20 protein-coding genes are annotated in these 23,340 nt (G+C 60.6%); 8 read left to right on the forward strand and 12 right to left on the reverse strand.

Annotation, left to right across the window (positions count from 1 at the left end; genetic code table 11):
- Positions 1–43: 43 nt before the first annotated feature.
- The 3 genes from QZR30_RS02225 to QZR30_RS02235 are packed head-to-tail and all read right to left on the reverse strand — an operon-like array spanning position 44 to position 2,980.
- Positions 44–892 carry an alpha/beta hydrolase gene (locus tag QZR30_RS02225; protein WP_046071136.1) on the reverse strand — a complete coding sequence of 283 codons (849 nt, stop codon included), beginning with the start codon at positions 890–892 and terminating at the stop codon, positions 44–46.
- Positions 889–2,283 carry an aspartate aminotransferase family protein gene (locus QZR30_RS02230; RefSeq protein ID WP_311902902.1) on the reverse strand — a complete coding sequence of 465 codons (1,395 nt, stop codon included), beginning with the start codon at positions 2,281–2,283 and terminating at the stop codon, positions 889–891. Before QZR30_RS02230 ends, QZR30_RS02225 begins: the two co-directional genes overlap by 4 nt.
- The gene (locus QZR30_RS02235) at positions 2,276–2,980 is read right to left on the reverse strand and encodes an MtnX-like HAD-IB family phosphatase (protein ID WP_056845424.1); all 705 of its coding nucleotides are present in this window, start codon (positions 2,978–2,980) and stop codon (positions 2,276–2,278) included. Before QZR30_RS02235 ends, QZR30_RS02230 begins: the two co-directional genes overlap by 8 nt.
- A gap of 227 nt (positions 2,981–3,207) precedes the next feature.
- Here QZR30_RS02235 and QZR30_RS02240 point away from each other — a divergent pair, with 227 nt between their 5' ends.
- Positions 3,208–3,978, forward strand: coding sequence for a MipA/OmpV family protein (locus tag QZR30_RS02240; RefSeq protein ID WP_311902903.1), 771 nt, complete (start codon positions 3,208–3,210; stop codon positions 3,976–3,978).
- 169 nt (positions 3,979–4,147) lie between these two features.
- On the opposite strand, the gene QZR30_RS02245 is transcribed toward QZR30_RS02240, so the two are convergent.
- From QZR30_RS02245 to QZR30_RS02265, 5 genes are all read right to left on the reverse strand, one after another.
- Positions 4,148–4,552 (reverse strand): EamA family transporter, encoded by a 405-nt coding sequence (locus QZR30_RS02245; protein ID WP_311902904.1) that lies wholly within the window; start codon positions 4,550–4,552, stop codon positions 4,148–4,150.
- Positions 4,549–4,929, reverse strand: coding sequence for an EamA family transporter (locus QZR30_RS02250; RefSeq protein ID WP_043051675.1), 381 nt, complete (start codon positions 4,927–4,929; stop codon positions 4,549–4,551). Before QZR30_RS02250 ends, QZR30_RS02245 begins: the two co-directional genes overlap by 4 nt.
- Positions 4,926–5,846: an arginase gene (locus QZR30_RS02255; RefSeq protein WP_046071131.1), complete on the reverse strand. Its 921-nt coding sequence runs from the start codon at positions 5,844–5,846 to the stop codon at positions 4,926–4,928. Before QZR30_RS02255 ends, QZR30_RS02250 begins: the two co-directional genes overlap by 4 nt.
- A gap of 107 nt (positions 5,847–5,953) precedes the next feature.
- Positions 5,954–6,607, reverse strand: coding sequence for a DsbA family oxidoreductase (locus tag QZR30_RS02260; RefSeq protein WP_311902905.1), 654 nt, complete (start codon positions 6,605–6,607; stop codon positions 5,954–5,956).
- A 57-nt stretch (positions 6,608–6,664) separates the two neighbouring features.
- A complete protein-coding gene (locus QZR30_RS02265; protein WP_046072660.1) occupies positions 6,665–7,684 on the reverse strand; it encodes an alpha/beta fold hydrolase in 1,020 nt (339 codons plus the stop codon).
- 415 nt (positions 7,685–8,099) lie between these two features.
- Between QZR30_RS02265 and QZR30_RS02270 the strand changes: the two genes are divergently transcribed.
- Both QZR30_RS02270 and metR read left to right on the forward strand, forming a co-directional pair.
- Complete coding sequence (locus tag QZR30_RS02270; RefSeq protein WP_160319208.1) at positions 8,100–8,243, forward strand: hypothetical protein; 144 nt, start codon at positions 8,100–8,102, stop codon at positions 8,241–8,243.
- An 82-nt stretch (positions 8,244–8,325) separates the two neighbouring features.
- A complete protein-coding gene (gene metR / locus QZR30_RS02275) occupies positions 8,326–9,243 on the forward strand; it encodes a transcriptional regulator MetR (protein WP_043051677.1) in 918 nt (305 codons plus the stop codon).
- Positions 9,244–9,509: 266 nt separating this feature from the next.
- Here the strand turns inward: metR and QZR30_RS02280 are convergent, their stop codons facing one another.
- A complete protein-coding gene (locus tag QZR30_RS02280) occupies positions 9,510–9,923 on the reverse strand; it encodes an NUDIX hydrolase (protein WP_046071129.1) in 414 nt (137 codons plus the stop codon).
- Between the two features lie 177 nt (positions 9,924–10,100).
- Here QZR30_RS02280 and QZR30_RS02285 point away from each other — a divergent pair, with 177 nt between their 5' ends.
- Complete coding sequence (locus tag QZR30_RS02285) at positions 10,101–14,273, forward strand: hypothetical protein (protein ID WP_311902907.1); 4,173 nt, start codon at positions 10,101–10,103, stop codon at positions 14,271–14,273.
- A gap of 11 nt (positions 14,274–14,284) precedes the next feature.
- On the opposite strand, the gene QZR30_RS02290 is transcribed toward QZR30_RS02285, so the two are convergent.
- A complete protein-coding gene (locus QZR30_RS02290) occupies positions 14,285–15,598 on the reverse strand; it encodes an HD domain-containing phosphohydrolase (RefSeq protein WP_046071127.1) in 1,314 nt (437 codons plus the stop codon).
- Between the two features lie 229 nt (positions 15,599–15,827).
- Here QZR30_RS02290 and QZR30_RS02295 point away from each other — a divergent pair, with 229 nt between their 5' ends.
- The 4 genes from QZR30_RS02295 to QZR30_RS02310 are packed head-to-tail and all read left to right on the forward strand — an operon-like array spanning position 15,828 to position 21,895.
- Positions 15,828–17,702, forward strand: coding sequence for a putative bifunctional diguanylate cyclase/phosphodiesterase (locus QZR30_RS02295; protein ID WP_311902908.1), 1,875 nt, complete (start codon positions 15,828–15,830; stop codon positions 17,700–17,702).
- A gap of 25 nt (positions 17,703–17,727) precedes the next feature.
- Positions 17,728–18,696 (forward strand): cytochrome-c peroxidase, encoded by a 969-nt coding sequence (locus tag QZR30_RS02300; RefSeq protein WP_311902909.1) that lies wholly within the window; start codon positions 17,728–17,730, stop codon positions 18,694–18,696.
- Positions 18,693–20,519, forward strand: coding sequence for a DAHL domain-containing protein (locus QZR30_RS02305; protein ID WP_233518668.1), 1,827 nt, complete (start codon positions 18,693–18,695; stop codon positions 20,517–20,519). Before QZR30_RS02300 ends, QZR30_RS02305 begins: the two co-directional genes overlap by 4 nt.
- Positions 20,516–21,895: an ATP-binding protein gene (locus tag QZR30_RS02310; RefSeq protein ID WP_046071123.1), complete on the forward strand. Its 1,380-nt coding sequence runs from the start codon at positions 20,516–20,518 to the stop codon at positions 21,893–21,895. Before QZR30_RS02305 ends, QZR30_RS02310 begins: the two co-directional genes overlap by 4 nt.
- 20 nt (positions 21,896–21,915) lie before the next feature.
- On the opposite strand, the gene QZR30_RS02315 is transcribed toward QZR30_RS02310, so the two are convergent.
- Together QZR30_RS02315 and QZR30_RS02320 are read right to left on the reverse strand one after the other, a co-directional pair.
- Positions 21,916–22,188, reverse strand: a complete 273-nt coding sequence (locus tag QZR30_RS02315; protein ID WP_046071122.1) for a type B 50S ribosomal protein L31 — start codon at positions 22,186–22,188, stop codon at positions 21,916–21,918.
- Positions 22,189–22,403: 215 nt separating this feature from the next.
- The gene (locus QZR30_RS02320; protein WP_233518667.1) at positions 22,404–23,267 is read right to left on the reverse strand and encodes a hypothetical protein; all 864 of its coding nucleotides are present in this window, start codon (positions 23,265–23,267) and stop codon (positions 22,404–22,406) included.
- Between the last annotated feature and the right edge of the window lie 73 nt (positions 23,268–23,340).

The following is a 23,340-nucleotide window of genomic DNA, read 5'->3' on the forward strand; positions in this document are numbered from 1 at the left end:
TTAACACCCTTCGCGAGCAAGTTAGCTCCTACAGGTAAGCGGATCAGGCCACACGATTGAGTTGCACCGCGTGCTGCCCGATAAACTCGGCACTCAACTCGATAACCCGTCGGTATTGCAGGTCGACGGTAATCATGTGATAGCAGTTATCCAGCAGGATCTTGGTCACCGGACCGCCGAGGTGGCGCTCCACGTAGTCGGCGTTCCAGCGGCTGGTGATGTCATCCTCGATGGAGTGCAACACCAGCGCCGGTACCTTGACCTGGGGCATGCGTTTCTTGACCACGGCGTTCATACGGTGCAACTCGCGCACCGTGATGCCTTCCATGGTCAGCAACCCCGCCTCGCTGCTTTCCCCTTCCTTCATCTGCCGCTCGACGATGGCCCGCAGGCGCTCGTTCTTGATGCCGTAGGGCGGCTTCTCTTCGAAGCGGCAAATGTGCACACCGAACGGAATCTTCATCAGCAACGGCGTGAGAAACGCCAGCTTGTTAATGCTCCAACCGTCGTACTTCAAGGTGGTGGAATACATCAGCAGCCCGGCGACTTGGCCTGGGTGTTCAGATGCGACATACATCGACATCACCGCCCCCATGGACAAGCCACCGACGAACACCTGCTCGTGGCGTTGCCTGACCTGTACGAAGGTCTTGCGCACCCCTTCGTACCAGTCCAGCCAACCGGTGGCTTGCAGGTCGCTGTTGTCGCCGCAGTGCCCGGCCAACGTCGGCACATACACTGTGCAGTTACCCGCCTTGGCCAGGCCCTTGGCGACCTGGCGCAACTCCGTCGGGGTGCCGGTCAGGCCGTGGATCAACAGGATCCCGACCGGACCTTCACCGAGTACGAAACCGGCATCGCCTTCACCGAGGTCAATACCGTGCGCACTCACCGCTGGGTCGCTCGCACCAGTAGTTGCTCGAGCAGCTTGAGGCCCAGGTCGATTTCCGGGTAGCTGATTTCCAGGGACGGGGCCAGGGTGATTACGTTTTTGTAGTAACCGCCTACATCGAGGATCAACCCGAGTTTCTGGCCGTCCACCACCATGTCGCCTTTCATGCCTTCTTCGACCATGTAGTCCAGGGTCGCCTTGTCCGGAGTGAAGCCGTCCGGCCCGCAGATTTCGCAACGCAGCGCCAGGCCCAGGCCATCGACGTCGCCGATGATCGGGAAGCGTTTCTGCAGGTCTTGCAAGCCTTCCAGGAAGTATTTGCCCTTGGCCATGACCATCGCGCCGTAGTCGACTTCGCTGGTCATCTTGAACATCTCCAGGCCCACCGCCGTACCCAACGGGTTCGAGGCGAAGGTGGAGTGGGTCGAACCTGGCGGGAAGATCTTCGGGTTGATCAACTCTTCACGGGCCCAGATGCCGCCCAGTGGGTTGAGGCCATTGGTCAGCGCCTTGCCGAACACGATCACGTCCGGTTGTACGTCGAAGTGTTCGATCGACCACAGCTTGCCGGTGCGATAGAAGCCCATCTGGATTTCGTCGGACACCATCAGGATGCCGTGCTGGTCCAGCACATGCTTGAGTTCGCGGTAGAAGTTCATCGGCGGGATCACGTAGCCACCGGTGCCCTGGATCGGCTCGACGTAGAACGCAGCGTATTCGCTCTGGCCGACTTTCGGGTCCCACACGCCGTTGTATTCGGTCTCGAACAGGCGGGCGAATTGCTGCACGCAGTGGCTGCCGTACTCTTCCTTGGTCATGCCTTTCGGGCCACGGAAGTGGTATGGAAACGGGATAAATTGCGCACGCTCGCCGAAGTGGCCGTAGCGACGACGGTAGCGGTAGCTGGAGGTGATCGACGAGGCGCCGAGGGTGCGCCCGTGGTAGCCGCCTTCGAAGGCGAACATCAGGCTCTTGCCGTTGGTGGCATTACGTACCACTTTCAGGGAATCTTCGATGGACTGCGAACCGCCGACGTTGAAGTGCACGCGACCGTCGAGGCCGAACTTGTTCTTGGCGTCGACTGCGATCATTTCCGACAGCTCGATCTTGCCTTTGTGCAGGTACTGGCTGGCGATTTGCGGCAGGGTGTCGATTTGCTTTTTCAGCGCGTTGTTCAGGCGCGGGTTGGCATAGCCGAAGTTGACCGCCGAGTACCACATTTGCAGGTCGAGGTAAGCCTGGTCTTCGGTGTCCCACACATAGGAGCCTTCGCAGCGGCTGAAAATGCGCGGCGGTTCGATGTAGTGAACGGTGTCGCCGTAGGAGCAGTACTTGGCTTCCTTATCCAGCAGAACCTGGTCTTCGACGGTAGCGATACGGATATCAGACATGATGGAAGAGTTCCTGATTGTCAGCAGAGGTATTGAAGGTGGTGGCGTTGGCGGCGATGCCATGTGGCAGCTTGGCCAGCAATGCAGGCACTTCGGCAAAGGTTTCGAAGCGCGCGTGAGGGATCTGGTTGGCGACGCAGTATTCGGCGAGGCTGCCTTTGGCGAACACGAAGTCGGCGGTGGAGGCCACGCACATGTCCGACTTGCCGTCGCCGATCACCAGCACGCGTTTGTTGCGCGGGGTGGATTTGCACTTGCAGTTACCGGACGCGGCGCGGCAGGCATCGCTGGCATAGGGGAAGTCGATGCGCCAGCTGTTGTGGTCGACCTGGCGCAGGCGGTTGGCGAGGATCGGTAGCAGGGTCACGTAGTGGCGCGACAGGATGCGGGCGATGCCTTGTTCGATGCCGTCGCTGACCACTTCGATGGTCGCGCCCAGGTCCATGACGTGGTCGACGAAATCCGGGAAGTCCGGGTCGATCTCGACGCTGTCGAAATACGCCAGCAGTTCACTTGGGGTCGCCTTGATCAGCGCCAGTTGGCGGCTCAGGCATTCGCGTGAACCGATGTGCCCATCCAGCCATTGCTGTTCGATGGTTTCCCACTCGGGGCCGGCGAAGCGTTGGAGGACGTTGTCGATGACATCCGTGGGGGTAATGGTCCCATCGAAGTCACACACGATATGCCAGTGGATCATCTGCCTTTACCTAAGAGAGCGCGCTGTCTGCGCTTGCACCTGGGATAGAGCAGGGACTGTGCCAACTGGGCAAAACCCAGTGAGGCCGGGGGGTTTGCAGGATTTGCAGAGGACAATGTGTCTTGGGAGCTACAATTTTTGTAGCTTGCTACAAACAAGATGAGTGCTTGCGCAGAAGCGAGGGTTTGCGCGTTCATGCGCGCCTGTCCACCTTAGGAAAACGCACCATGTCCAAGCTCACATCTGCTGTATTCACCGGTCTACTTGGGCTGTGCAGCGCTTCCAGTGCCGCGTGGGCGGACGGCATCAGCGGCGACGTGGGCGCAGGCCTGAGCTATCAGCCCCATGACCCCAGCGGCAGCCGCTACGAAACCCGGCCCGTGCCCTACCTGGACCTGGACTGGGGAGACGTCAGCCTGAGTACCGATGACGGCCTGACCTGGAGCGCGCTGAACAGCCACGGCATCACCGCCGGCCCCTATATCAATTACCTGTCGGGGCGTACTTCCAACGGCGAGTTGCAGGGTTTGCGCAACGTGTCGGACATGGCCGAGGTCGGCGGTTTTATCCAGTACGCCCCGGCCAATTTCTGGCGCGTCTACGCGCAACTGGGCCAGGCCGTGGGCGGCGGGCATTCCCAGAGCGGCGCCCTGGGTAAAATTGGCGGTGAACTGGGCTACCCGCTGGGTGGCGGGATCATCGGCAGCAGCGGCTTGGTCGCGCATTTTGCCGATGCGCGCCAGGCCAACACCTACTTCGGCGTCGACAGCAACGAAGCCGCCGCCACCGGCTTTCGGCCCTACAACGCCAGCGGCGGTTTCCAGAACGTGACGCTGAGCCAAAGCTTCGCCTTCCCCCTGGCGCCCCACTGGTCCCTGCTGACCAGTGCCAGCTGGGTGCACCTGGTGGGCTCGGCGGCCAAGAGCAGCATCGTCAAGCAGGCTGGCGATGTGAATCAGGGCCAGGTGCAGACGGCGATCAGCTACACCTTCGATTAAAGCCAGAGCAAAAAGCAGGTATAGATCAGCCTGATGTAAGAAAATCAAAATGTGGGAGGGGGCTTGCTCCCGATAGCGGTGGGTCAGTCAATTAATCAGATAACTGACACCCTGTCATCGGGGCAAGCCCCCTCCCACATTTTGAACTGAGTCCGACATACCAGCCCACTCAGCTCTCCTCCCCCTCCGCCAACAACACAATCCCCGCCACAATCACCACCACGCCCACCCAATGCAACAGGCTGATGTGCTCCCCCAGCCCCAACCACGACCCGAGCAACACTGCCACGAACACCAGCGAACTCAAGGGAAATGCCAAGGACAAACTGCTGCGCCGCAGGATCAGCATCCACACGAAAAACGCGCCGAGATAACTGGCAATCGCCGCCAGGATCCCCGGGTTGCGCGCCACGTCAGCCAGCCATTGCCAGGTGAAGTCCATCTGCCCCAACTGATCACCGGCCACCTTGGTAAACAACTGCCCGGCGCTTTCGGTCGCGATCAGCAGCGCCCACAGCATCAGGGTGCCAAGACGCCCATGTAACCAACCGCTATCGCCTGTTTGCGTCGTCATGCCTGGCTCCCCGCAATCGCTACCAACATCACGCCCAAGGTAATCACCAGCGTGCCCACCCAACGCCTGGGGCTGACGGTTTCCTTGAGCACTACCCTGCCCGCCAGTACCACCAGGCAATACGCCAATGCCGCCAGCGGAAACAACAGACTCAACGGCGCACGGGACAAGGCCTCGAGCCAGACAAAAAACTCGATGACATAGGCCCCGACGCCAGCCCAGAGCAGCGGCGCATTGAATACCTGGCCCCAGAATGCGCGCAGTCGAAAGCCACCATCAAGCTGGGGCAAACGGTCTACGCCCAACTTGAAACACAACTGGCCGATCACATCGAGGACGATGGAAAAGGCCAGCAACAACACCACGGTCAGGGTCATGGGAACAGCTCCTCAAACAGGTCGATCAAGGCTTCATTGGTCGCGGCATTGCGCTGCAGATCCTGCGCACTCCAGCGCTCCGGTGACGGCTGGTCGGACTTGGCTTCCCAGCGCTTGAACGCGTTGCTGAACGCCGGCACAGCGAACTCACCGCACACATCGATACCAATGATGCGTTTATGCGCCGCCAACGCCCGCAGGGCCTGGAGCAAGTGGGTCAGGCGCATGCCGCCCTGGTCCCAGTTGGTGGCGGCGTCTTCGCTGGCCAGCACATCCTTGTCGATGGTGATCCAGATCGCTTCGGTGGGCAGGCTGGCGATCATCTGGTCGAGGAACGCTGCCCAGTCCAGGTCCGCCAGGTTGCGCCAGTGCAGGTGGTTTTCCTGTTGCTGGTGGCCGGCACCGTCGCCTACCCGGCCCCAGACTTTCGACGGCGGATGCTGCCAAGGAAACAACTGCAAGTGCCCGCGCTTGAGGGCGCCGAGATTGCCGCCGCGCAGTTGCGGGTTGTGCAGGTCATCACTGCACGGGCCGAGGGTAACGATGCGTTTGATCGCCGGCATCTTCAGCGCACGGTTGACCCACGAACCACAGTGGCGCTTGGGCGCAAAGCGCACCCAGTCGGGGTGGTTGTCGAAGTGGATCAGGCTGATGGGTTCTTTCAGGTCGGCCAAAAAGGCCGGCGTGAGATGGTGATAGTCACCGGAGCCAACAAACAGGATCTCCGGGCGCGCATCCCTGGGCCGTGGCCGTTGCGCCAGGCGCGCAACAAAGCGCTTCCAGGTTTTCTCGGTGGCCCACAAACGCAGTTTCGGGCCCAGGTCCAGCAGATCAAGGCGCGTGGCCCGGCCGCTGGCCAACCGCCGGGCAATGGGTGCCTGGCCGGTGAGGCTGTGGTCGAGGTCAAGAATGTTCAAGGTAATGTTTCACCCCTAATGGCAGCGCCCAACCGCAGGCCGGCTGGGCTTCAGGGGGGTGATGCAAGGGGCGGGCCAGGGCTATGAGCGGTGCCCCGGCTTTGGCTTTAGTTTTTGGCTTCTTCGATGATCTGGCGAATCGCACCAATAAAGGCTTCGACTGGCTGCCCGCCGCTCACCGCATATTGGTCATTGAACACGATGGTCGGCACCGAAGTCACGCCACGAGAGGTCCACAGTTGCTCCTGTTCGCGAACTTCGGTGGCATATTCATCAGAGGCTAGAATCTGGGCGGCGCGCTTGAGGTCCAGGCCGACGCTTTCGGCGATGATCGCCAGGGTCGCGTGGTCTGAAGGGTCGCGACCATCGGTAAAATAAGCCTTGAACAGCGCTTCCTTGAGGTTGTACTGCAAGCCTTCCAACCCCGCCCAATGCAGCAGGCGATGGGCATCGAAGGTGTTGTAGATGCGGCTCTGGCCATCGGTACGGAAAGCAAAGCCCAACGCCGCGCCCATGTCGCGGATACGCTCGCGGTTGGCCTGGGATTGTTCAGGCGTGGAGCCGTACTTCTCAGTGATGTGCTCGACGATATTCTGACCGATGGCGGGCATGTCCGGGTTCAGTTCGAAGGGCTGGAAATGAATCTCGGCCTGCACCTCGGTGCCCAATTGGTCCAGGGCTTCGGTCAGGCCACGCAAGCCGATGATGCACCAGGGGCAGGACACGTCGCTGACGAAATCGATTTTCAGGGGAGTACTCATGCAGGCAACCTCGCTGGCATTAAATGTGCGCCATAAAGGTTGCACGATACACCAACTTCACAACAGCTTCGCAGGCTCGCCAAGGTCAATCTGCGCCCAGTGCGCGGCATCTTCACGATGGGCTTGCAGGTACGGCAATACAGCCGCCAGCAACGGCGCCTTGAATGCCTCCTGAAAACGGTGGGCCAGGCCTGGAATCAATTTCAACTGGCTGCCTTGAATATGTGCGGCCAGGTGTACGCCATGCATCACCGGCAACAACGGGTCGGCAGTGCCATGCACCACCAGGGTCGGCACTCTCAGTTGGTTGAGCAACGGCACACGGCTGGGCTCGGCGAGGATCGCCATGATCTGGCGCTTGACGCCCTCAGGGTTGAAGGCGCGGTCGTAGGACAGCGCCGCCTGGTGCAACAGCGCCTGGCGATCATCCTGCACATCCGGGCTACCCAGGGCGGCGAGTAAATCCGCCTGTTGCTCCAGCGCCACCTCACGATTGGGCGCACTGCGCCGTGACAGTAATTGCACCAGCGCCGCGTTCGGCGCTGGCAGGCCCTCGGCACCGGAACTGGTCATGATCAGCGTGAGGCTTTCCACCCGCTGCGGGGCCATTGCTGCCAGATGCTGGGCGATCATGCCGCCCATGCTCGCGCCCAGTACGTGGAATTGCCGAACCTGCAACGCATCCATCAAGCCCAGGGCATCATCGGCCATGTCCGTCAGGGTGTAAGGTGCAGCCACCGGCAGGCCGAGCTTGTAGCGCAGCACTTCGAACGTCAGGTTGGCGCTGGCGGGGGCCTGGCGCCAAGTGGACAGGCCCACGTCACGATTGTCATAACGGATGACCCTAAAACCTTGTTCACACAAGGCCACCACCACTTCATCGGGCCAGTGGATCAACTGCCCGCCCAAGCCCATCACCAGCAGCAGGGCCGGGTCGGAGGCACGACCGATGCTCTGGTAGGCGATGCTCACCTGTTCCAGGTCGACCGTTTGGGTCGGAACATTGACATCACATCGAGACGCCGCAAAAGACGGCAGGCCGAACAAGAGAGCGGCCAGTAAAAGCAACACACGCATGAAAAACACCAAAACGCAGAACCCCAGTAGAGCGCGAGTCTGATGAAGTTTGTTCAAGCGCGCTGCCACAGTTGCATGACAGTTTAATGAAGATCGCTCAACGGTCGTGTCGATAGCTATATGCCGCCGGCCGCCGCACCATTGCCCTGCCCGGCGCCTGGGTGCTGACCGTGGATAACGAGGAACCGGTCAATCAACTTTTGTACCTGCCGACCCTCGCACCGGCCTGGCATACCTTCACCCGACGCACGGACATGGAACGCTGGTTGCTCGACCGGCAACAAGCGTTGTTCTCCCCCAGCGCAAGCGATCCGCTGGCAACCACGACCGCCAGGCCCCGGACACGCCGGCATGGTATGCGCACTCGCACTACACACTGGCCGACTCGGCGCTCGACAGTTTCGTCGCGGGGCATTTGAAAATACCGCGCCAACGTTACCTGGGCCTGCATTGGCAAATGGCCGCCGAAGGACGCGGCGTAACCTTCGCCGACCTGAAAATCTGGCGTGGCAACATCGGTAAGCCGTTCGTCAATAAACATTTCAGCGCGGTCCAATAGCACTCTATTACAGGGGCCAGGTAAACATGAGCAGAACTCAATGGGTTACCATTGATCACAAATTCTGCTCATGGAGGCCATCGTGCTGGAAATCCGCCACCTCAAGACCCTGCACGCCTTGCGCGAAGCCGACAGCCTGGTGGAGGCTGCCGAGCGCTTGCATCTCACCCAGTCGGCACTCTCCCACCAATTCAAGGAACTGGAAGAGCGCCTGGGCATGCCGCTATTCGTGCGCAAGACCAAGCCGCTGCGCTTTACCAGCGCCGGCTTGCGCCTGCTGCAACTGGCCGACGCCACCCTGCCGCTGCTACGTGGCGCCGAGCGCGATATTGCCCGCTTGGCCGGCGGTACCGCCGGGCGCCTGCACATGGCCATCGAATGCCACAGTTGTTTCCAATGGCTGATGCCGACCATCGACCAGTTCCGCGATGCCTGGCCGGAAGTCGAATTGGACCTGGCTTCAGGTTTCGCCTTCGCGCCACTGCCGGCCCTGGCCCGCGGCGACCTGGACCTGGTGGTGACCTCCGATCCATTGGAACTGGCCGGTATCACCTACGTGCCGTTGTTCACCTATGAAGCCATGCTTGCCGTGGCCAACCAACACCCGCTGGCAAACAAACCCTACATCGTGCCCGAAGACCTGCTCACCGAAACCCTGATCACCTACCCGGTGGAGCGTGACCGCCTGGATATCTTCACGCGCTTCCTGGAACCCGCCGACGTCGAGCCGGCCCAGGTGCGCACCTCGGAACTCACGGTGATGATGATGCAACTGGTGGCCAGCGGTCGCGGCGTGTGCGGTATGCCCCATTGGGCCTTGCATGAATACAGTTCACGCGGCTACGTGAAGGCCAAGCGCCTGGGCGAGAAAGGCTTGTTTGCAACGCTGTATGCCGGGATTCGGGCGGACATGCTGGACGCGCCGTATATGCGCGACTTCCTGCTGACGGCCAAGGACACCTCGTTTTCCACGTTGGATGGGGTCAGCGCGGTGCGTTAAGCAGGTGCTTGCCCCCACCACTCGGCACCTCGCCCAGGCTCGGTGTGCCCGTAATCCGCCAGCGTGGTTTAACGGGCGCCTAAGATCAAAAGCAGATCAAGTTCAAGAGCGGCTCGCTGCGCATCGTGGTTAGCGTCGGATGCTACTCAGTTGTGTAGATACCCATGCTCATCGCAGGCAAGCCAGCTCCCACATTTACACAGTGGTGCATCAACTGGATCCTCGCCACCCGCAGCCCCGCCCCCGCATCGACCCAATTGCGCGCCTCAGGCCGGCGCGGTCAGTGAAGCGCGGTAAAACGGCAGGATATGGTCACGGGTCAACGGCGCCAACTGCAAGCCGCCGTCGCCGGCCGGGTCGATCCAGCGCACTTCTTCGATCTCCGCGGCGGGGGTCACTGCCACGTCGATCCGTAATTGGAACATCTGGGCTTCGACGACAAACCCTGGCTCGTTGGCGGCCGGTCCCGAGAATGTGCCGATGTACGTGGCTTTACTTGGGTCGATATGCAGGTCCAGTTCTTCGCGCAGCTCACGGGCCAGGGCTTGCACCGGCTGCTCGCCTGCATCGATCTTGCCGCCAGGTTGCATGAAGGCTTGGGTGCCGCGCTTACGCACCAGCAGGGTCTGGCCGTCGCTGCCGATCAGGATGGCAGCGGCAATGCGGATAGTCTTGGACATGGAGCACCCCCAGGTTCTGAAAGTCGCCAAGGATCCCATGGGCTTGCAGCCCACACAACCTTGCCGACATACATGCACCGCCGTCCCCACCATCGGCAACCCTAGACTCGCACACTCCTATTGCCCTCGGCGCGCCGCATCGATGTAGCGCCGTGCCCCTTTTTGACGAGTTTGCCCATGCCTATTTCATCGCCCCCAACCCCGGAACCCACTGCTGACGAACCTCAGGCCGACGACGCGACCGCACAGCCAGTAACGCTGCCCGTCATGCCGCCGGCTTCGCTGTCCACTGACGAGCAGTCGGCCCACCTCATCCGAGCCCTCGACACGCTCAATACCCAGACCCAGCAACTGCTACAGCAACAACCGAGTGCGGGCGGTGTGTACCAGCAACATTTGGCCGAGATGTTCCCCGAACTGCATCGGCCCATCGATGCTAACCAGATCTTTTACAGTCGCTACCGCGAAGATCAGGACGGACAAAAACAACTGCTGTCCTGCGAGCCCCTGGGCATGTTGCTCAAGAGGTTGCGTGAGCCTGGCGCAGAAGCCTACCTGAGCGCGCAAAGCGGCGCTTTCTACCGCGAACGCGACACGCTGGACGCCGACAAACGCCTGGCCTCCACAGCCGGAATTATCACCCTGCCCAGCCGGCTGGAAGTCGCCATTACCTTGAGCCTGAATACATTCTGGACCAGCGACCAGCCGCCCCAGGCCAACCCGCAAGCACAACTGGTCGACTTGCGCCGCAAGGTGCTGGCCCATCAACTGGCGTTGCGCGTGCTTGACGGCACGTTGTCGGCCAGCGCACAGGCACTGGCGGAAACAGTACTCAAGTACCCCAGTGACGCGGCGCGGGAACTGGCGCTACCCGCCAGCAGCAGACCCGCGGCCTACCGCCTGGCGCTGGCCGATGGCAGTGAGTTCGCCGGGGCATTTATCCTTAGCCCCACCCAGGACACACCGCCCACTGGCAAGGTGCTGTTGTACAGCGCGAGCGAGGAATACGAGGAATTTGACAACCTGCAGCGCTTGAATGAAACCATCGCGGCGCGAATCCAGGCCGACGGGCCGGCCGCAAAGCTGCTGGTTGCCAGCCTGTCCGCAGCCGCACGCAGCAGCCTGACCGGCCTGCCGGTGCTGTCGACGCAACCGGTGCGAATCAGCGCCGACGTGATTGCCCACAGCGTCCACTCATTGCGCGTGCGCCAATATTATGCGGCCTGTCATGCCGTGCGCAGTGAAGTCGTGCCCCAGGCCGGTGAGCTCGACCTGGCGATTGACCTGGCCCCGCAACTGGATGTAGCTGTCGCTTTCGTTGCACGCAACCTACGCCTGATAGACGCCGAACCCGCCTGGTTGAAAACCGCCAGCGTGCAGGATCAAGCCCGCTACCGGCAATTGGACAAGGCACTGCTCGACAGCAACCTGGTGCTTTTGCCGCTGCTGGAAACCATCTCGAGCCTGCAAACCTTCGCCGAAGCGCAGACCGACAAGGTGCTGAAACAACAAAAACCCGTTTATGCCGACGTGGAGATCGACCCGTACAGAAGCCTGGTACATCTGCGTGTGTCCGCCGAACAGGGGTCGAGGTCGGCTGAGGTGCGCGGTTATCGTGATGAGGCCAGCGGCATTGTCTACGTCAGCGAAGACCCGAAGATCGACATCCCGCAGTTCCTGCAAGGTAAACAGGTGACATGGGGCACCTGGCGCACCTCGATCCTTGTCGACCTGCGCACACTGGCCAGCTATGCCCGACGCAATGTCGAGTCGTTTTCCGTAGGCGCCCTACTCACTCGGGTCAGCGCCAGCGCGAATATCTTCGACACCGCCGGCGTGCATCGAGGCAAGCTCGGCACTGAAGATCTGCGTGCGCTCGCCCAAGAGGCCGACATTGGCCAGGGCTACGCCAACTACCTGCGCAACGCGTTCGCATCAGATGGCGCGGGAAGCACCTTTGCCATTGCCTGGCAGGCAGCCTGTGCGGCACAACTGAACAAGGACGCTCTGGAGAGCCGACTCAACCCTGATGCTGACGCGCTGTTTACTTTCCGTACCCCCGGCAGCGGCCGCGACTGGATCAAGGCGGTTACCGAATACCCCAACTCAACGAACCGCCCCCGGGTCAGCGATCACGAGATAGAGGTCAACCTGCTGGTCATGGGCGGCGCGCAGGCCAGGGGCCAAGGTGGGCAGGTGATCAATCGCGTGCTGGTGATTCAGCGCAAGGGCACCAAGCCCGACGGCGTCAGCCTGCTGTATACGCCGGACGCCCCGGATGGCATACCCGTGCGTGAACTCACCAAGGGCCTGGCGCAGCTCGACACGCTCAAGGCCAGGGTCGAATGGCAGGCGTATTTCAGGCCGCGCATGGCGATCCAGGATGCCGAAGAAATCAAGCGCATCTTCAACGATACCCGCGGTGTGCACCGGTATGCCTTGACGCCCATCAGCGGGAATATCCACGCGTACCTGTATTCGGCGCAGCTGGGGTTTCAACTGGCCCACGCCGACTTCCGCTCACGCAGCAATGCCGAGGTCTCACGTGAGTCGGCGGTGAACGCCTTCATGTTGGGCGTGGAGGCTACCGATACCCTGCTTGGCCTGGTTCCCGGCAAAGCCACCCTGTCGCTGCTGCGCCGCGGTGTCCAACGCGGGCTGGGCCTGGCCAGGCAGCTAGGGCAGCGAGTACCGGGGCTGGCGAAGAAAATCGGCGCTGCCCAGAAAACCCGCGTCACGCTGGCCGCGACCTCCGTGCGCCCGCTGGAACCCGCCTGGGTGGATGTGACGCCTTATCGGTTACCCGAGCAGATCGGGCCGTTTTTCAATGTTGCGGGGTTTGCCCAGGCCAACCGCTACAAGCTGTCGCGCCAAACCGGCAGCGCGCCGTATTTTTTTGATAAGCACAATAACCAACGCATTGCGATGCGCGATCAGGCAGGCCGCTATTACTTGTACCCGTCCTATGTAGAGGACGGCGCACGCTATGTACGCGACCCGGCGGGGAACCACGTGGACTTTATGGTCGTGCCCGCAGATGCCAAGGGCTGGAAGCCGCGGTTCGAACGCAACGCCAGGGGCGGCGGCCCGGTTCTCGGGGCCTTGCGCCCTCTCACCCCTGAACAGCAAGTGGATGCGGACCTGATCCTGGCTATGCAGGTCTATGCCACAGAAGCAGAGATGCGGGTGTTAGAAGAGGTCATCAGACAAACCAGCGCCGCGCAAAAACTCAACTTCATCACCCGCGCACGCCAGCAACTGGGCGCGAATGTGGATGAGGCTGAGTTTCGCCGCTGGCTGTCCAGACCCTACAGCTTGAGCACAGCCAATCAACAAAAACTACGCACGTCCGTGCTGACCCTGCGCTTCGACCTGGCCGCGTACGAACACATCCACAAGTCGACCCGCAGCCTGACGCCACCGCTGTCCGCCGCGGACAAGGATGAGCTGTTCAAGCAGGTCAAACGACTGATTGGCAAGAACGACAATTTCGCCAAGGAGATCCGCACCTCGATATCCATTATCGACCCCGACACCGAGGCGCAATTCGTCGGCTACGCCATCACGCAAAAACACCAGAATGCGATGGAGCGGTTTGCGCAGAAATATGAGCTCTACACCTGGCAACAGGCGGCGCTGAATGAGTTCGCCAACGAACCGGCACGTCGCGCGCAGATTTTCAAACTGGCCGCCGACATCAACATCCCCCTCGAACAGGCGGCGCATCAGTTTCTATTGCGGCCCGATGTGAAGAAAACCCTGGATGACTTCATGAAGGATACCTTCAAGGCAAAACTCGCCAGGCTTCAGGTCACCTCTTATTCAGAAGACTTCAAGAAGTCCGGCATTCCCTACATTGCCATGTCACGGGGCAAGCACGACGCTGACGCTGGCGTCACCATGGTCGACAGCCGCACCGTCACGCAATTCGAACGGGAACTGCCGAAATTTTCCACGCCCCTGGAGTTTGAAATACCGCGCGTTCAAACCCACAGGACCCAACGCCCGAGGCCGGCCACGCCGTCGGTCACGCAAGCCATCCCGGCCCGTGACCCGGACATCAATATCGTGAAGCTGGATGAGTTGGCACAGACCCAGAAAAGACTCCTGCCCGATAGCGCCATGACCAAGCTCGAGCAGATCACCCAGGATATCCAGGCCGGGCGCCTGAGCCGCAAGCGGATCAACAACTACACCTATGTTGATCTACCCCAGGTACAGGCCGGCTCGGGGCGTGGTCTGTGGCGTGTGGCGATAGAACAAAACGGCAAGGAAGGCGGCAAGGATGTCTACATCATCCGTGGCATCTTTGACTATCACGGCAGCAAGCACGTGGCCTGGGGCGTGTAGCCCCGCAGCCACTACGGCAACGGCGGCGCTTCCTCCGGAACCCGGATAAACACACTGTACTTGGCGCCCTCCATGGCTTCGAACGCGATCAGTTTGTCCACCAGCGGCAAGTTCAGCACCTTGCCGGCATTAAGCAGCAACATGCCATTGTCGGCATTGAGGTTGCGCGCCAGCACCATGCCTTCGGCCAGTTCGCGGGTGCCCATGACCTTGACGTTGGGGTCGCCCAGGGTCACGTCGCTGAGGAAAGTGGCGCAGGCCAGCACAAAGGCCTCGACCAGTTGCGGGTCGTAAAGGCGCCCGGCGTACTTGCGGATATACAGCAGCGCTTCGTCGCTGTTCAAATGCCGCTCGAGGATCAGGCCTTTTTGCAGCTCGATGAAGTCCACCGCCAGTTTCAGCAGGCGCGAACCGGCGGGGATCGCCTCGCCCTTGAGGTGATCGGGAAAGCCGCTGCCGTCCCAGCGCTCCTGGTGATGACGAATGATACGCGCGGCATCCTTCATCGGTTCCAGGGTCATCAGCAACGATTCGCTCTGCGTCGGGTACTCGCGGTACAGCCCGCGGTCGGTACTGTGCAGCCTGTCCGATGGCGCGATCATCATGCTGTCGGTCCAGCTCAATTTGCCGATATTGTATAACGCGGCGGCCATGGTCAGGTCGCGGGTACTGGCTTCGTCCATGGCCTGGCTGGCGCAGTACACGCGGATCAGCTCGATCAAGGCGCGGTTGGTCTGTTTGTCCTTGGGTAAGCGCAGGTTGGCCAGCAACGAGAACACTTCGGTGCCGGTCACGTAGCTGCGCTTGAGCTCGTCGTAGGCCAGGTCGAGCATGTCGGCGGTCTGCTGCAATTCAGCAGTACGCGCCACCACGCGTTTTTCCAGCGTAGCGTTGAGTACCTTGAGCTGCTCGTTCTGCCCGTGGGCCAGGCGTTGCAGGCGCTGATGCTCGAGGACCTGCTGCAACACCAGCGGCAGCTCCTCGTCATTCCAGGGTTTGCTGATGTAGCGGTGGATCTGCCCGTCGTTGATTGCCTTGATGATGGTGGTCAGGTCAGCGTAGCCGGTCAGCAGGATACGACCGGTGGTGGGATACAGACGATGCACCTCGGCCAACAGCGTTGCCCCGTCCATGCCGGGCATGCGTGCATCGCTCATTACCAGGTCAATGGGCCGACCGGCCATGATCTCGAGGGCCTGGGCGCCGCTGGTCGCCAACACCACGTCGTAGGGCTGGCTACGCAGCAGGCGGCGCAGGCTGTTGAGAATCGACTCTTCATCGTCCACAAGCAGCACAGCCGGCTTGGTAGCGAGTGGTTCATCCATGGTAACTCTGCCTTAATAAAACCAAGTTGGGCTACATTGAGCCGTTGTATCGTGCCGTGCTCCGTCGCTGACGGGCCTCATACAGCAATCGCTGTTGATTTGACGCCAACTGGCCGTCGATATCAAGGGAGCTCGACTATGCTGTCATAGTCAGTTCGCGCCCCGCTCGAGCGAGGACCAGGGAAGGAAGCGTTATGCTATCAAGCCGTTTACCATTACCGAGCGCATCATGAACGCCAAGGCTGTGCGGGCCAACCGCCGCATTCTGATCGTGGATGACACCGCCTCGATCCACCAGGACTTTCGCAAGATCCTGTGTGCCGATGAACAGGGTGAGCAAACCCTCGACAGCCTGGAGTCCACCCTCTTTGGCACGACTGCGCCGGTGCGCCACGGCTTCGAGCTTGACTCCGCCTACCAGGGCGAGGAAGCACTGGCGCTGGTCAACACAGCCCTGGCCGCCAATGCCCCCTACGCCATGGTGTTTATCGATATGCGCATGCCGCCTGGCTGGGATGGCCTGCAAACCATCGAGCAGCTGTGGACGGCCGATCCCAACCTGCAAATCGCCCTGTGCACCGCCTATTCGGACTACTCCTTCGAAGCCATCGAAGCGCGGCTGAAATACGACGACCAGTTGCTGATTCTGAAAAAGCCCTTCGACCCCCTGGAAATCCGCCAGATGGCCAGCGCCCTGACCTGGAAATGGCAACTGGCCCAGGATGTAGCCCTCAAGGTGATCGGCCTGGAACGCACCATTGAGGAACGTGTGCAAGAGCTGCTCAAGGTCTCGCATTTGTTGCAATACGACGCGCTCACGGCCTTGCCCAACAGCACCTTGCTGGGCGACCGGCTGACCCAGGCGATCGCCTTGGGCCGGCGGCACGACACGCAACTGGCGGTGATGTTCCTCGGGCTCGACCGCTTCAAGCGCATCAACAACGCCCTGGGTTACCCGGTGGGCGACGAGCTGCTGCAGCAGGTCAGCCAAAGCCTGGCGACGACGGTGCGGGCCTCGGACTCGGTGTTTCGTTATGGCTCCGATGAGTTCGTGATCCTGCTCAACGACATCCAGCATCCCCAGCAAACCCAGCATATTGCGCAGAAGGTGCTCAAGGCGGTCAGCGTGACTCGCCACGTGGCGGGGCATGACCTGAGCATCACCGCCAGCCTGGGGATCAGTATCTGCCCCAATGACAGCGCCCACGCGGTGGCGTTGATCAAGCATGCGGAAACTGCCATGCACACCAGCAAGGAGCGTGGCCCGAACGACTTCAGCTTCTATACCGAAGACATGAACCGGCGCGCCCAGCACCAGCAACACCTGGAAAGCGCGCTGCGCCAGGCCCTGGAGCGGGATGAACTCACTCTGCACTACCAACCCAAGCTGGCGCTGAAAACCGGGCGCATCGTCGGTGCCGAAGCGCTGGCCCGCTGGTTCCAGCCGCGTGCAGGCTGGATCAGCCCGGCGGACTTCATTCCGGTTGCCGAAGACAGTGGGCTGATCGTGCGCCTGACCCAATGGGTGTTGCGCCAGGCCTGCGAACAAGCCCAGGCCTGGCGGGCCATGGGCCTGCCGCCCTTGCCGATCTCGGTGAATATCTCGGCCATCGACTTCCGCCAGCGCGACTTTGTTGACAACCTGGCCGGCATCCTCCAACACACCGGCCTGCCACCTACCCTGCTGGAACTGGAGATCACCGAAAGCGTACTGATGCAGAACGTCGATGCCACTGTAGAGAGGCTGCACCGGATCAAGGCCATGGGCGTGCGCCTGGCCCTGGATGATTTCGGCACTGGCTACTCCAGCCTCAGCTACCTGCGGCGCTTTCCCATCGACGTGCTGAAAATCGACCAATCCTTCGTGCGCGGCCTGAGTGTAAATAACCAGGACGCACAACTGATCAGCGCTATCATCGGCATGGGCAAGAGCCTGGAGCTGAACATCATCGCCGAAGGCGTGGAAACCGTTGAACAGTTGAAATTCCTGCAAGCCCAGCAGTGCGAGGAAGGCCAGGGTTTTCTCTTCAGCAAGGCCTTGCCGGCCGAGGATTTCGCCCAGTTGCTGCAAGCGGGTGGCGCAACACTGATGCCCGATCAATAACCCATTGCTTGCAAGGAGTGCTCGCTTGAGCGATGTCTCGATTTACCGCCTCGGCCTGATATGGCTGCTGGGGTCGGGCCTGGCGGTGCCCTTGATGGCCGCACCGTTGGACGAAGCGCTCAAGCCCCTGCCGGCCATTGCGACACTTGACCCGGCAAAGGTCGAACTGGGCCACCAGCTGTTCAATGAACCACGGCTGTCGGTCAACAACACGCTGTCCTGCGCCAGCTGCCACCATCTGCAAACCAATGGTGCCGATGACAAAGCCTTCTCCCTGGGCTTTGACGGCAAGCCGGTGCCCCTCAATACGCCCACCGTGTTCAACGCCAGCCTGAACTTCAAGCAGTTCTGGGATGGCCGGGTCGATACCCTGCAAGCGCAGGTCGAACACGTGGTGATCAGCCCGCTGGAAATGGGCAGTGACTGGAAAACCGTGGTGCAGAACCTGTCCGCCCTGCCCGTCTACCAGAACGCGTTCAAGCAGGCATACCCCGACGGCGTCACCGCCGCCAATGTGCAAGACGCCCTGGCCACCTATGAGCGTACGCTGCTGACCCCCAACTCGCGGTTTGACCAGTACCTGCTGGGTAATACCGAGATCCTGACGATCCAGGAAAAGTACGGCTACCAGCGCTTCAAGGACTACGGCTGCATCGCCTGCCACCAGGGGGTGAATATCGGCGGCAACATGTTCCAGAAGTTCGGCGTGATGGGCGACTATTTCAAGGCCCGCGGCAACCCGCTGGAATCGGACCTTGGCCGCTACCTGGTGACCCAGGATGAAGAAGACCGGCATGTGTTCAAGGTACCCAGCCTGCGAAATGTGGCGGTCACCGCGCCGTACTTCCACGACGCCTCGGCCAAGACCCTGGAAGAGGCCGTCGACGTGATGTTCAAATACCAGCTGGGACGCACGCCGAGCCAGGAAGACAAGGACCTGATTATCCAGTTTCTCAAGACCTTGACCGGCGAATGGGCGGGCAAGCCACTATGAAATTGCGCTCGCCGCTGTCCCGCCGTCGCACCAGCCAACTGCTACTGGGCCTGATAACCCTGCTGCTGGCCTCGACGCTGGTGTTTTTGTACCTGAAGTCCTCCCGCGACCAGACGGCCAGCTACACCCAATCCAGGGACCTGATCCGCCAGCTCCAGCAACTCAATGCCCAGTGGGACAGCGAAGTGCTCAAGGCCCGCATCGCGATTACCCACAACTACGATCCCCTGGTCACGCCGCTGGCGGAAATGACGCGGATATGGGCTGAGCTGCAAAGCCGTGACACCTTCCATAACCCTGTCGACCTGCCACGTTGGCGTAGCAGCCAGGAGGCCTATCAGGCCGCCATTCAGGAAAAGGCGCGGTTGGTGGACCAGTTCAAATCCCACAACGCGGTATTGCGCAACTCCCTGGCCTTTCTGCCGACGGCCGAAGACGATATCCAGGCCCAATTCAATGAAATTGACGATGAAGGCCGGCTGCGCCTGCAAGGCGTGGCCACCGACACCTACGACCTGCTGCTCAGCAGCCTGGAGTTTGCCCAGGTTACCAGCGACGAGCGCGCTGCCGATATCCTGGTAGGCCTGGGCAAGCTGGCGATCAACAAAGAGAGCCTGCCCAGCGACTTCCAGGCGCCGGTGGAGATCCTCAGCAATCACATCTCGCTGATCCTGCGCGAGCAGCCACTGGTCAACAGCCTGCTTGAGCAGATCGCAGCCGTCCCGGTGGGCGAGCGCCTGGATGAGCTGACCACCCATCTCAACCAGGACCAGCAGACCGCCGACCTCATCGATCACCAATACCATCGCTACCTGTTGATCTTCTCGACCTTGCTGGTGGTGTTGCTGCTCTACCTGGCGATGCGGCTGTTGCGCAGTTTCTCCGAGATCAACCGGGTCAATCGCGCCTTGCAGGCGGCCAACGAAACCCTGGAGCAACGGGTGGAACGCCGCACCCAACAGCTCAAGGATGCCCAGAGCGAGCTGATGGACAGCGCCCGCCAGGCCGGCATGGCCGAGATCGCCACCAACGTGCTGCACAATGTCGGCAACGTGCTCAACAGCGTGAATATCTCCGCCGACCTGGTCACGCGCACATTGCGCAATAGCAAGGCAAAGGGCCTGGGCAAGGCCATGCAATTGCTCAACGAGCACCCCGGCGACCTGGGTACCTTCCTTACCGAGGATGCCAAAGGCAAATTGCTGCCGGGCTACTTGAACCAACTGGTGGACGCGATTGCGCTTGAACAGCAAGGCATGGCCGATGAGCTGACGCAATTGAGCAAGAGCGTCGACCACATCAAGGACATCGTCTCGACCCAACAGTCCTACGCCGGGGCCTCATCACTGCTCGAACCCGTCGACATCGGCGCCCTGATGGACGACGCCCTGCGCATGAACGCCGGCGCCCTGAGCCGTCATCACGTCACCGTGGTCAAGGAGTACGCGCAGGTGCCGCAGATTCTCGGCGACAAGCACCGGCTGCTGCTGATCATGGTCAACCTGATCAGCAACGCCAAGTACGCCATGACCGGCCTCAGCGACCGGCCACGCCAGATGACCCTGACGGTGCTGCCGGGGGCTGATGACACCTTGAAGATCAGCGTGAAGGATGACGGCGAAGGGATACCGCCCGAAAACATGATCCGGATCTTCACCCACGGCTTTACCACGCGCAAGGAAGGCCATGGCTTCGGCCTGCACAGCTGCGCCCTGGCGGCAGTGGAAATGAATGGCCAGCTCAGCGCCCACAGCGACGGGCCGGGCCGTGGTGCTGTGTTTACCTTGACCATCCCTCTCACCCACGCCGGAACAACCCCATGAACCAACCGCCCAACCGGCGCGTCCTGCTGATTGATGACACGCCATCCATTCATGATGATTTTCGCAAGATCCTGATGCCTGCGATGGAATCCAACCAGGCGTTGGACGCGATGGAATCAGCCCTGTTTGGTGAAACCGCCAAACCCCAGGCCCAGGCGTTCGAGCTGCACTCGGCCTATGGCGGCGAAGAAGGCCTGGGCTTGCTGACCACGGCCATGGCCGAAAAACGCCCCTATGCCTTGGCCTTTGTCGACATGCGCATGCCTCAGGGCTGGGACGGTGCCCGCACGATCGAAGAATTGTGGAAAGTTGCCCCCGACCTGCAAGTGGTGGTGTGTACCGCGTACTCCGATTACTCCTGGGAAGACCTGCTGTTTCGCCTGCATGCCCACGAGCGCTTGCTGATCCTGAAAAAACCCTTCGACAACATTGAAGTCCAGCAAATGGCCAACACCCTGGCCAACAAATGGGACATGGCCCGCCGCGCCTCCCTGCAAACCGAGAAGCTGGAGCAACTGGTGGCACAGCGCACCCAGGCGCTGCAACTGGAAATCGACGAGCGCAAGCTGTTGGAAAGCCAACTGGTGCAATCGGAGAAACTCGCCTCACTGGGGCAACTCGCAGCCGGAGTCGCCCATGAGATCAACAACCCGGTAGGCTTCATTTCCTCCAACCTCAGTACCCTCGACAGTTACTTCAATCGACTGCAGCAGATGCTCGAGGCCTACCAGCACAGCGAAGCGTTCATTACGGCGCAGGACCAACGCGATCAACTCCAGGCACTGCGCACGACGCTGGAGTTGGACTTTCTCAGGGAGGACATTCCGATCCTGATACGCGAATCCAAGGAGGGCATTGGCCGCGTGGTACAGATCGTCAAGGACCTGAAGAATTTCTCACGAGTGGATAACGACCAGACCTGGCAGTTCGCCAACTTGCAGCACGGCATCGATTCAACATTGAATATTGTCGCCAGCGAACTCAAGTACAAGGCAGACGTGATCAAGCACTATGCGCCCTTGCCAGACATCGAATGCCTGGCCTCGCAGCTCAACCAGGTAGTGATGAACCTGGTGATCAACGCAGCCCAAGCCATGGGCCCAGAGCGCGGCACCATCACCATCAGCAATGGCGTGGAAGGCGAGAACATCTGGCTGGAAGTGGCCGACAACGGTTGCGGGATTGCCCCGCAGACCATGCAGAAGATCTTCGACCCGTTTTTTACCACCAAGCCGGTGGGTGAAGGTACGGGGCTGGGATTGTCACTGTCCTACGGCATCGTCAAGAAACACCACGGCGACATATCAGTCAGCAGCGAACCGGGCAAGGGCACCACATTTCGGGTGGTCCTGCCGATTCGGCAGACGGCGGCGTAGGGCACGCCGCCGGCTCATACTCATTGCTCGGCTTTTTTCGGGCTTGAGCCAAACGACGCGAAACGCTTGTTGAACCCGGCGATGCGGCCTTCGGCCTGGGTCTTGCGCTGCTGGCCGGTGTAGATCGGGTGCGATGCGCTGGACACGTCCAATGGAATGTAGGGATAGGTATTGCCATCGGTGTGCTTGTAGGTGCGATCACTGTCGGCGGTGGAGCCGATCAGGAAGAAAACGTCGGCGGCAGTGTCGTGAAACAGCACGGTGCGATAGTCGGGATGGATACCAGCTTTCATAAGGCCTCCGGGGAGTCTGGATGTATTTAGTGTTATACAGTAACACACAAAATCGCTTCCAAACGAGAACCAATTGCGATATTGGTAAAGCGCAAAGGTCTATGGGGGCTCCCAGAAGCTGTGACCCACGAAACGCCCGCTCGCCGGGTTTGCCCGGAAAACGCGGTGAATCAAGCCCACCTCATAGGAGCCCCAGCCGCTTTAACCCAACGGCCTTAACTGCGCACAGCATCCAATGCTGACTTGACCACCTCCGGCGTGGACTCGTTATTGCGCACCGTATCGGCATAGGCTTCGGCGATACCCTTGTAGTCGCCACTCGTAGCACTGGCAAGGGCCTTATCCAAACCATCAGCCCGGGTTTTGTCAAAACCGGCCTTGGCTCCCTCGATGGCCCCGCCTATCCCCGGTTCCGAATTGCTGATCCCATTGGCCATATTGCTGAGCCCGGGAAACATCCAAGTATATTCTCCGACCTTACCAGCGAACCACTGGAAATCGTTTTTGATCGTACCGTCCTCCCTGACATAGCTGTCGTTGGTGGGATCGAGGCGATGATCGTCTCGCAGGGCGGTATAACCCTGCTCAGTAAAGTCCTTCCACATGCCTGCCGGCGTACCACGCCTGGCATCGCCGCTGCTGGTAATGCCTTCAAGCACGCCATTGTCATGGGATTTGCCACGGTCTTTGCCCGTCGCCGATAACGACGTATCGATATAGTTGAGTACCCTCGCTGCGTTGAATGCTGCGTCGGCTCGTGCGTCCGGGTCCGGGTTATTAATGGTCCAATCACCCAGACGTTTATAAGCCAATGAACGATTGATATCTTTCTCATCACCAAGGTTCTTGAGGATCGGGTTGTCCTCAATGATTTGTTCAGCGGAGCGGGTATCACCCGGCGGGCGGCCCGTGGAGAAATCCGGCTTTAGCCGCACGTCCTGCTCGGGCTTCTCGATACCTTCCATCCGTTTGTGCGCTTGGGCGATATGCGCAGCAACCTTTTCCTCATGATCATCGGCTAAGTAATCTGAAGCGTTAAAGATACGTCCACTATCACCAACATCGCTCAATATAGTCATACAAAAATCACTTGTTCTAGTCGTTATAAACTCCGTCTCGAAAAATGCGTCCTTGGCCTACCAGCGCGATCTG

It is taken from the genome of Pseudomonas sp. rhizo25, from assembly GCF_031931935.1.
GTDB lineage: Bacteria > Pseudomonadota > Gammaproteobacteria > Pseudomonadales > Pseudomonadaceae > Aquipseudomonas > Aquipseudomonas synxantha.

What these genes read in the sequence shown, in the direction of transcription:
- QZR30_RS02230 (WP_311902902.1), bottom strand. Translation starts at nt 2,283, where the DNA reads ATGTCTGATATCCGTATCGCTACCGTCGAAGACCAGGTTCTGCTGGAT.
- QZR30_RS02235 (WP_056845424.1), bottom strand. Translation starts at nt 2,980, where the DNA reads ATGATCCACTGGCATATCGTGTGTGACTTCGATGGGACCATTACCCCC.
- QZR30_RS02240 (WP_311902903.1), top strand. Translation starts at nt 3,208, where the DNA reads ATGTCCAAGCTCACATCTGCTGTATTCACCGGTCTACTTGGGCTGTGC.
- QZR30_RS02245 (WP_311902904.1), bottom strand. Translation starts at nt 4,552, where the DNA reads ATGACGACGCAAACAGGCGATAGCGGTTGGTTACATGGGCGTCTTGGC.
- QZR30_RS02250 (WP_043051675.1), bottom strand. Translation starts at nt 4,929, where the DNA reads ATGACCCTGACCGTGGTGTTGTTGCTGGCCTTTTCCATCGTCCTCGAT.
- QZR30_RS02260 (WP_311902905.1), bottom strand. Translation starts at nt 6,607, where the DNA reads ATGAGTACTCCCCTGAAAATCGATTTCGTCAGCGACGTGTCCTGCCCC.
- QZR30_RS02265 (WP_046072660.1), bottom strand. Translation starts at nt 7,684, where the DNA reads ATGCGTGTGTTGCTTTTACTGGCCGCTCTCTTGTTCGGCCTGCCGTCT.
- QZR30_RS02280 (WP_046071129.1), bottom strand. Translation starts at nt 9,923, where the DNA reads ATGTCCAAGACTATCCGCATTGCCGCTGCCATCCTGATCGGCAGCGAC.
- QZR30_RS02285 (WP_311902907.1), top strand. Translation starts at nt 10,101, where the DNA reads ATGCCTATTTCATCGCCCCCAACCCCGGAACCCACTGCTGACGAACCT.
- QZR30_RS02290 (WP_046071127.1), bottom strand. Translation starts at nt 15,598, where the DNA reads ATGGATGAACCACTCGCTACCAAGCCGGCTGTGCTGCTTGTGGACGAT.
- QZR30_RS02295 (WP_311902908.1), top strand. Translation starts at nt 15,828, where the DNA reads ATGAACGCCAAGGCTGTGCGGGCCAACCGCCGCATTCTGATCGTGGAT.
- QZR30_RS02305 (WP_233518668.1), top strand. Translation starts at nt 18,693, where the DNA reads ATGAAATTGCGCTCGCCGCTGTCCCGCCGTCGCACCAGCCAACTGCTA.
- QZR30_RS02310 (WP_046071123.1), top strand. Translation starts at nt 20,516, where the DNA reads ATGAACCAACCGCCCAACCGGCGCGTCCTGCTGATTGATGACACGCCA.
- QZR30_RS02315 (WP_046071122.1), bottom strand. Translation starts at nt 22,188, where the DNA reads ATGAAAGCTGGTATCCATCCCGACTATCGCACCGTGCTGTTTCACGAC.
- QZR30_RS02320 (WP_233518667.1), bottom strand. Translation starts at nt 23,267, where the DNA reads ATGACTATATTGAGCGATGTTGGTGATAGTGGACGTATCTTTAACGCT.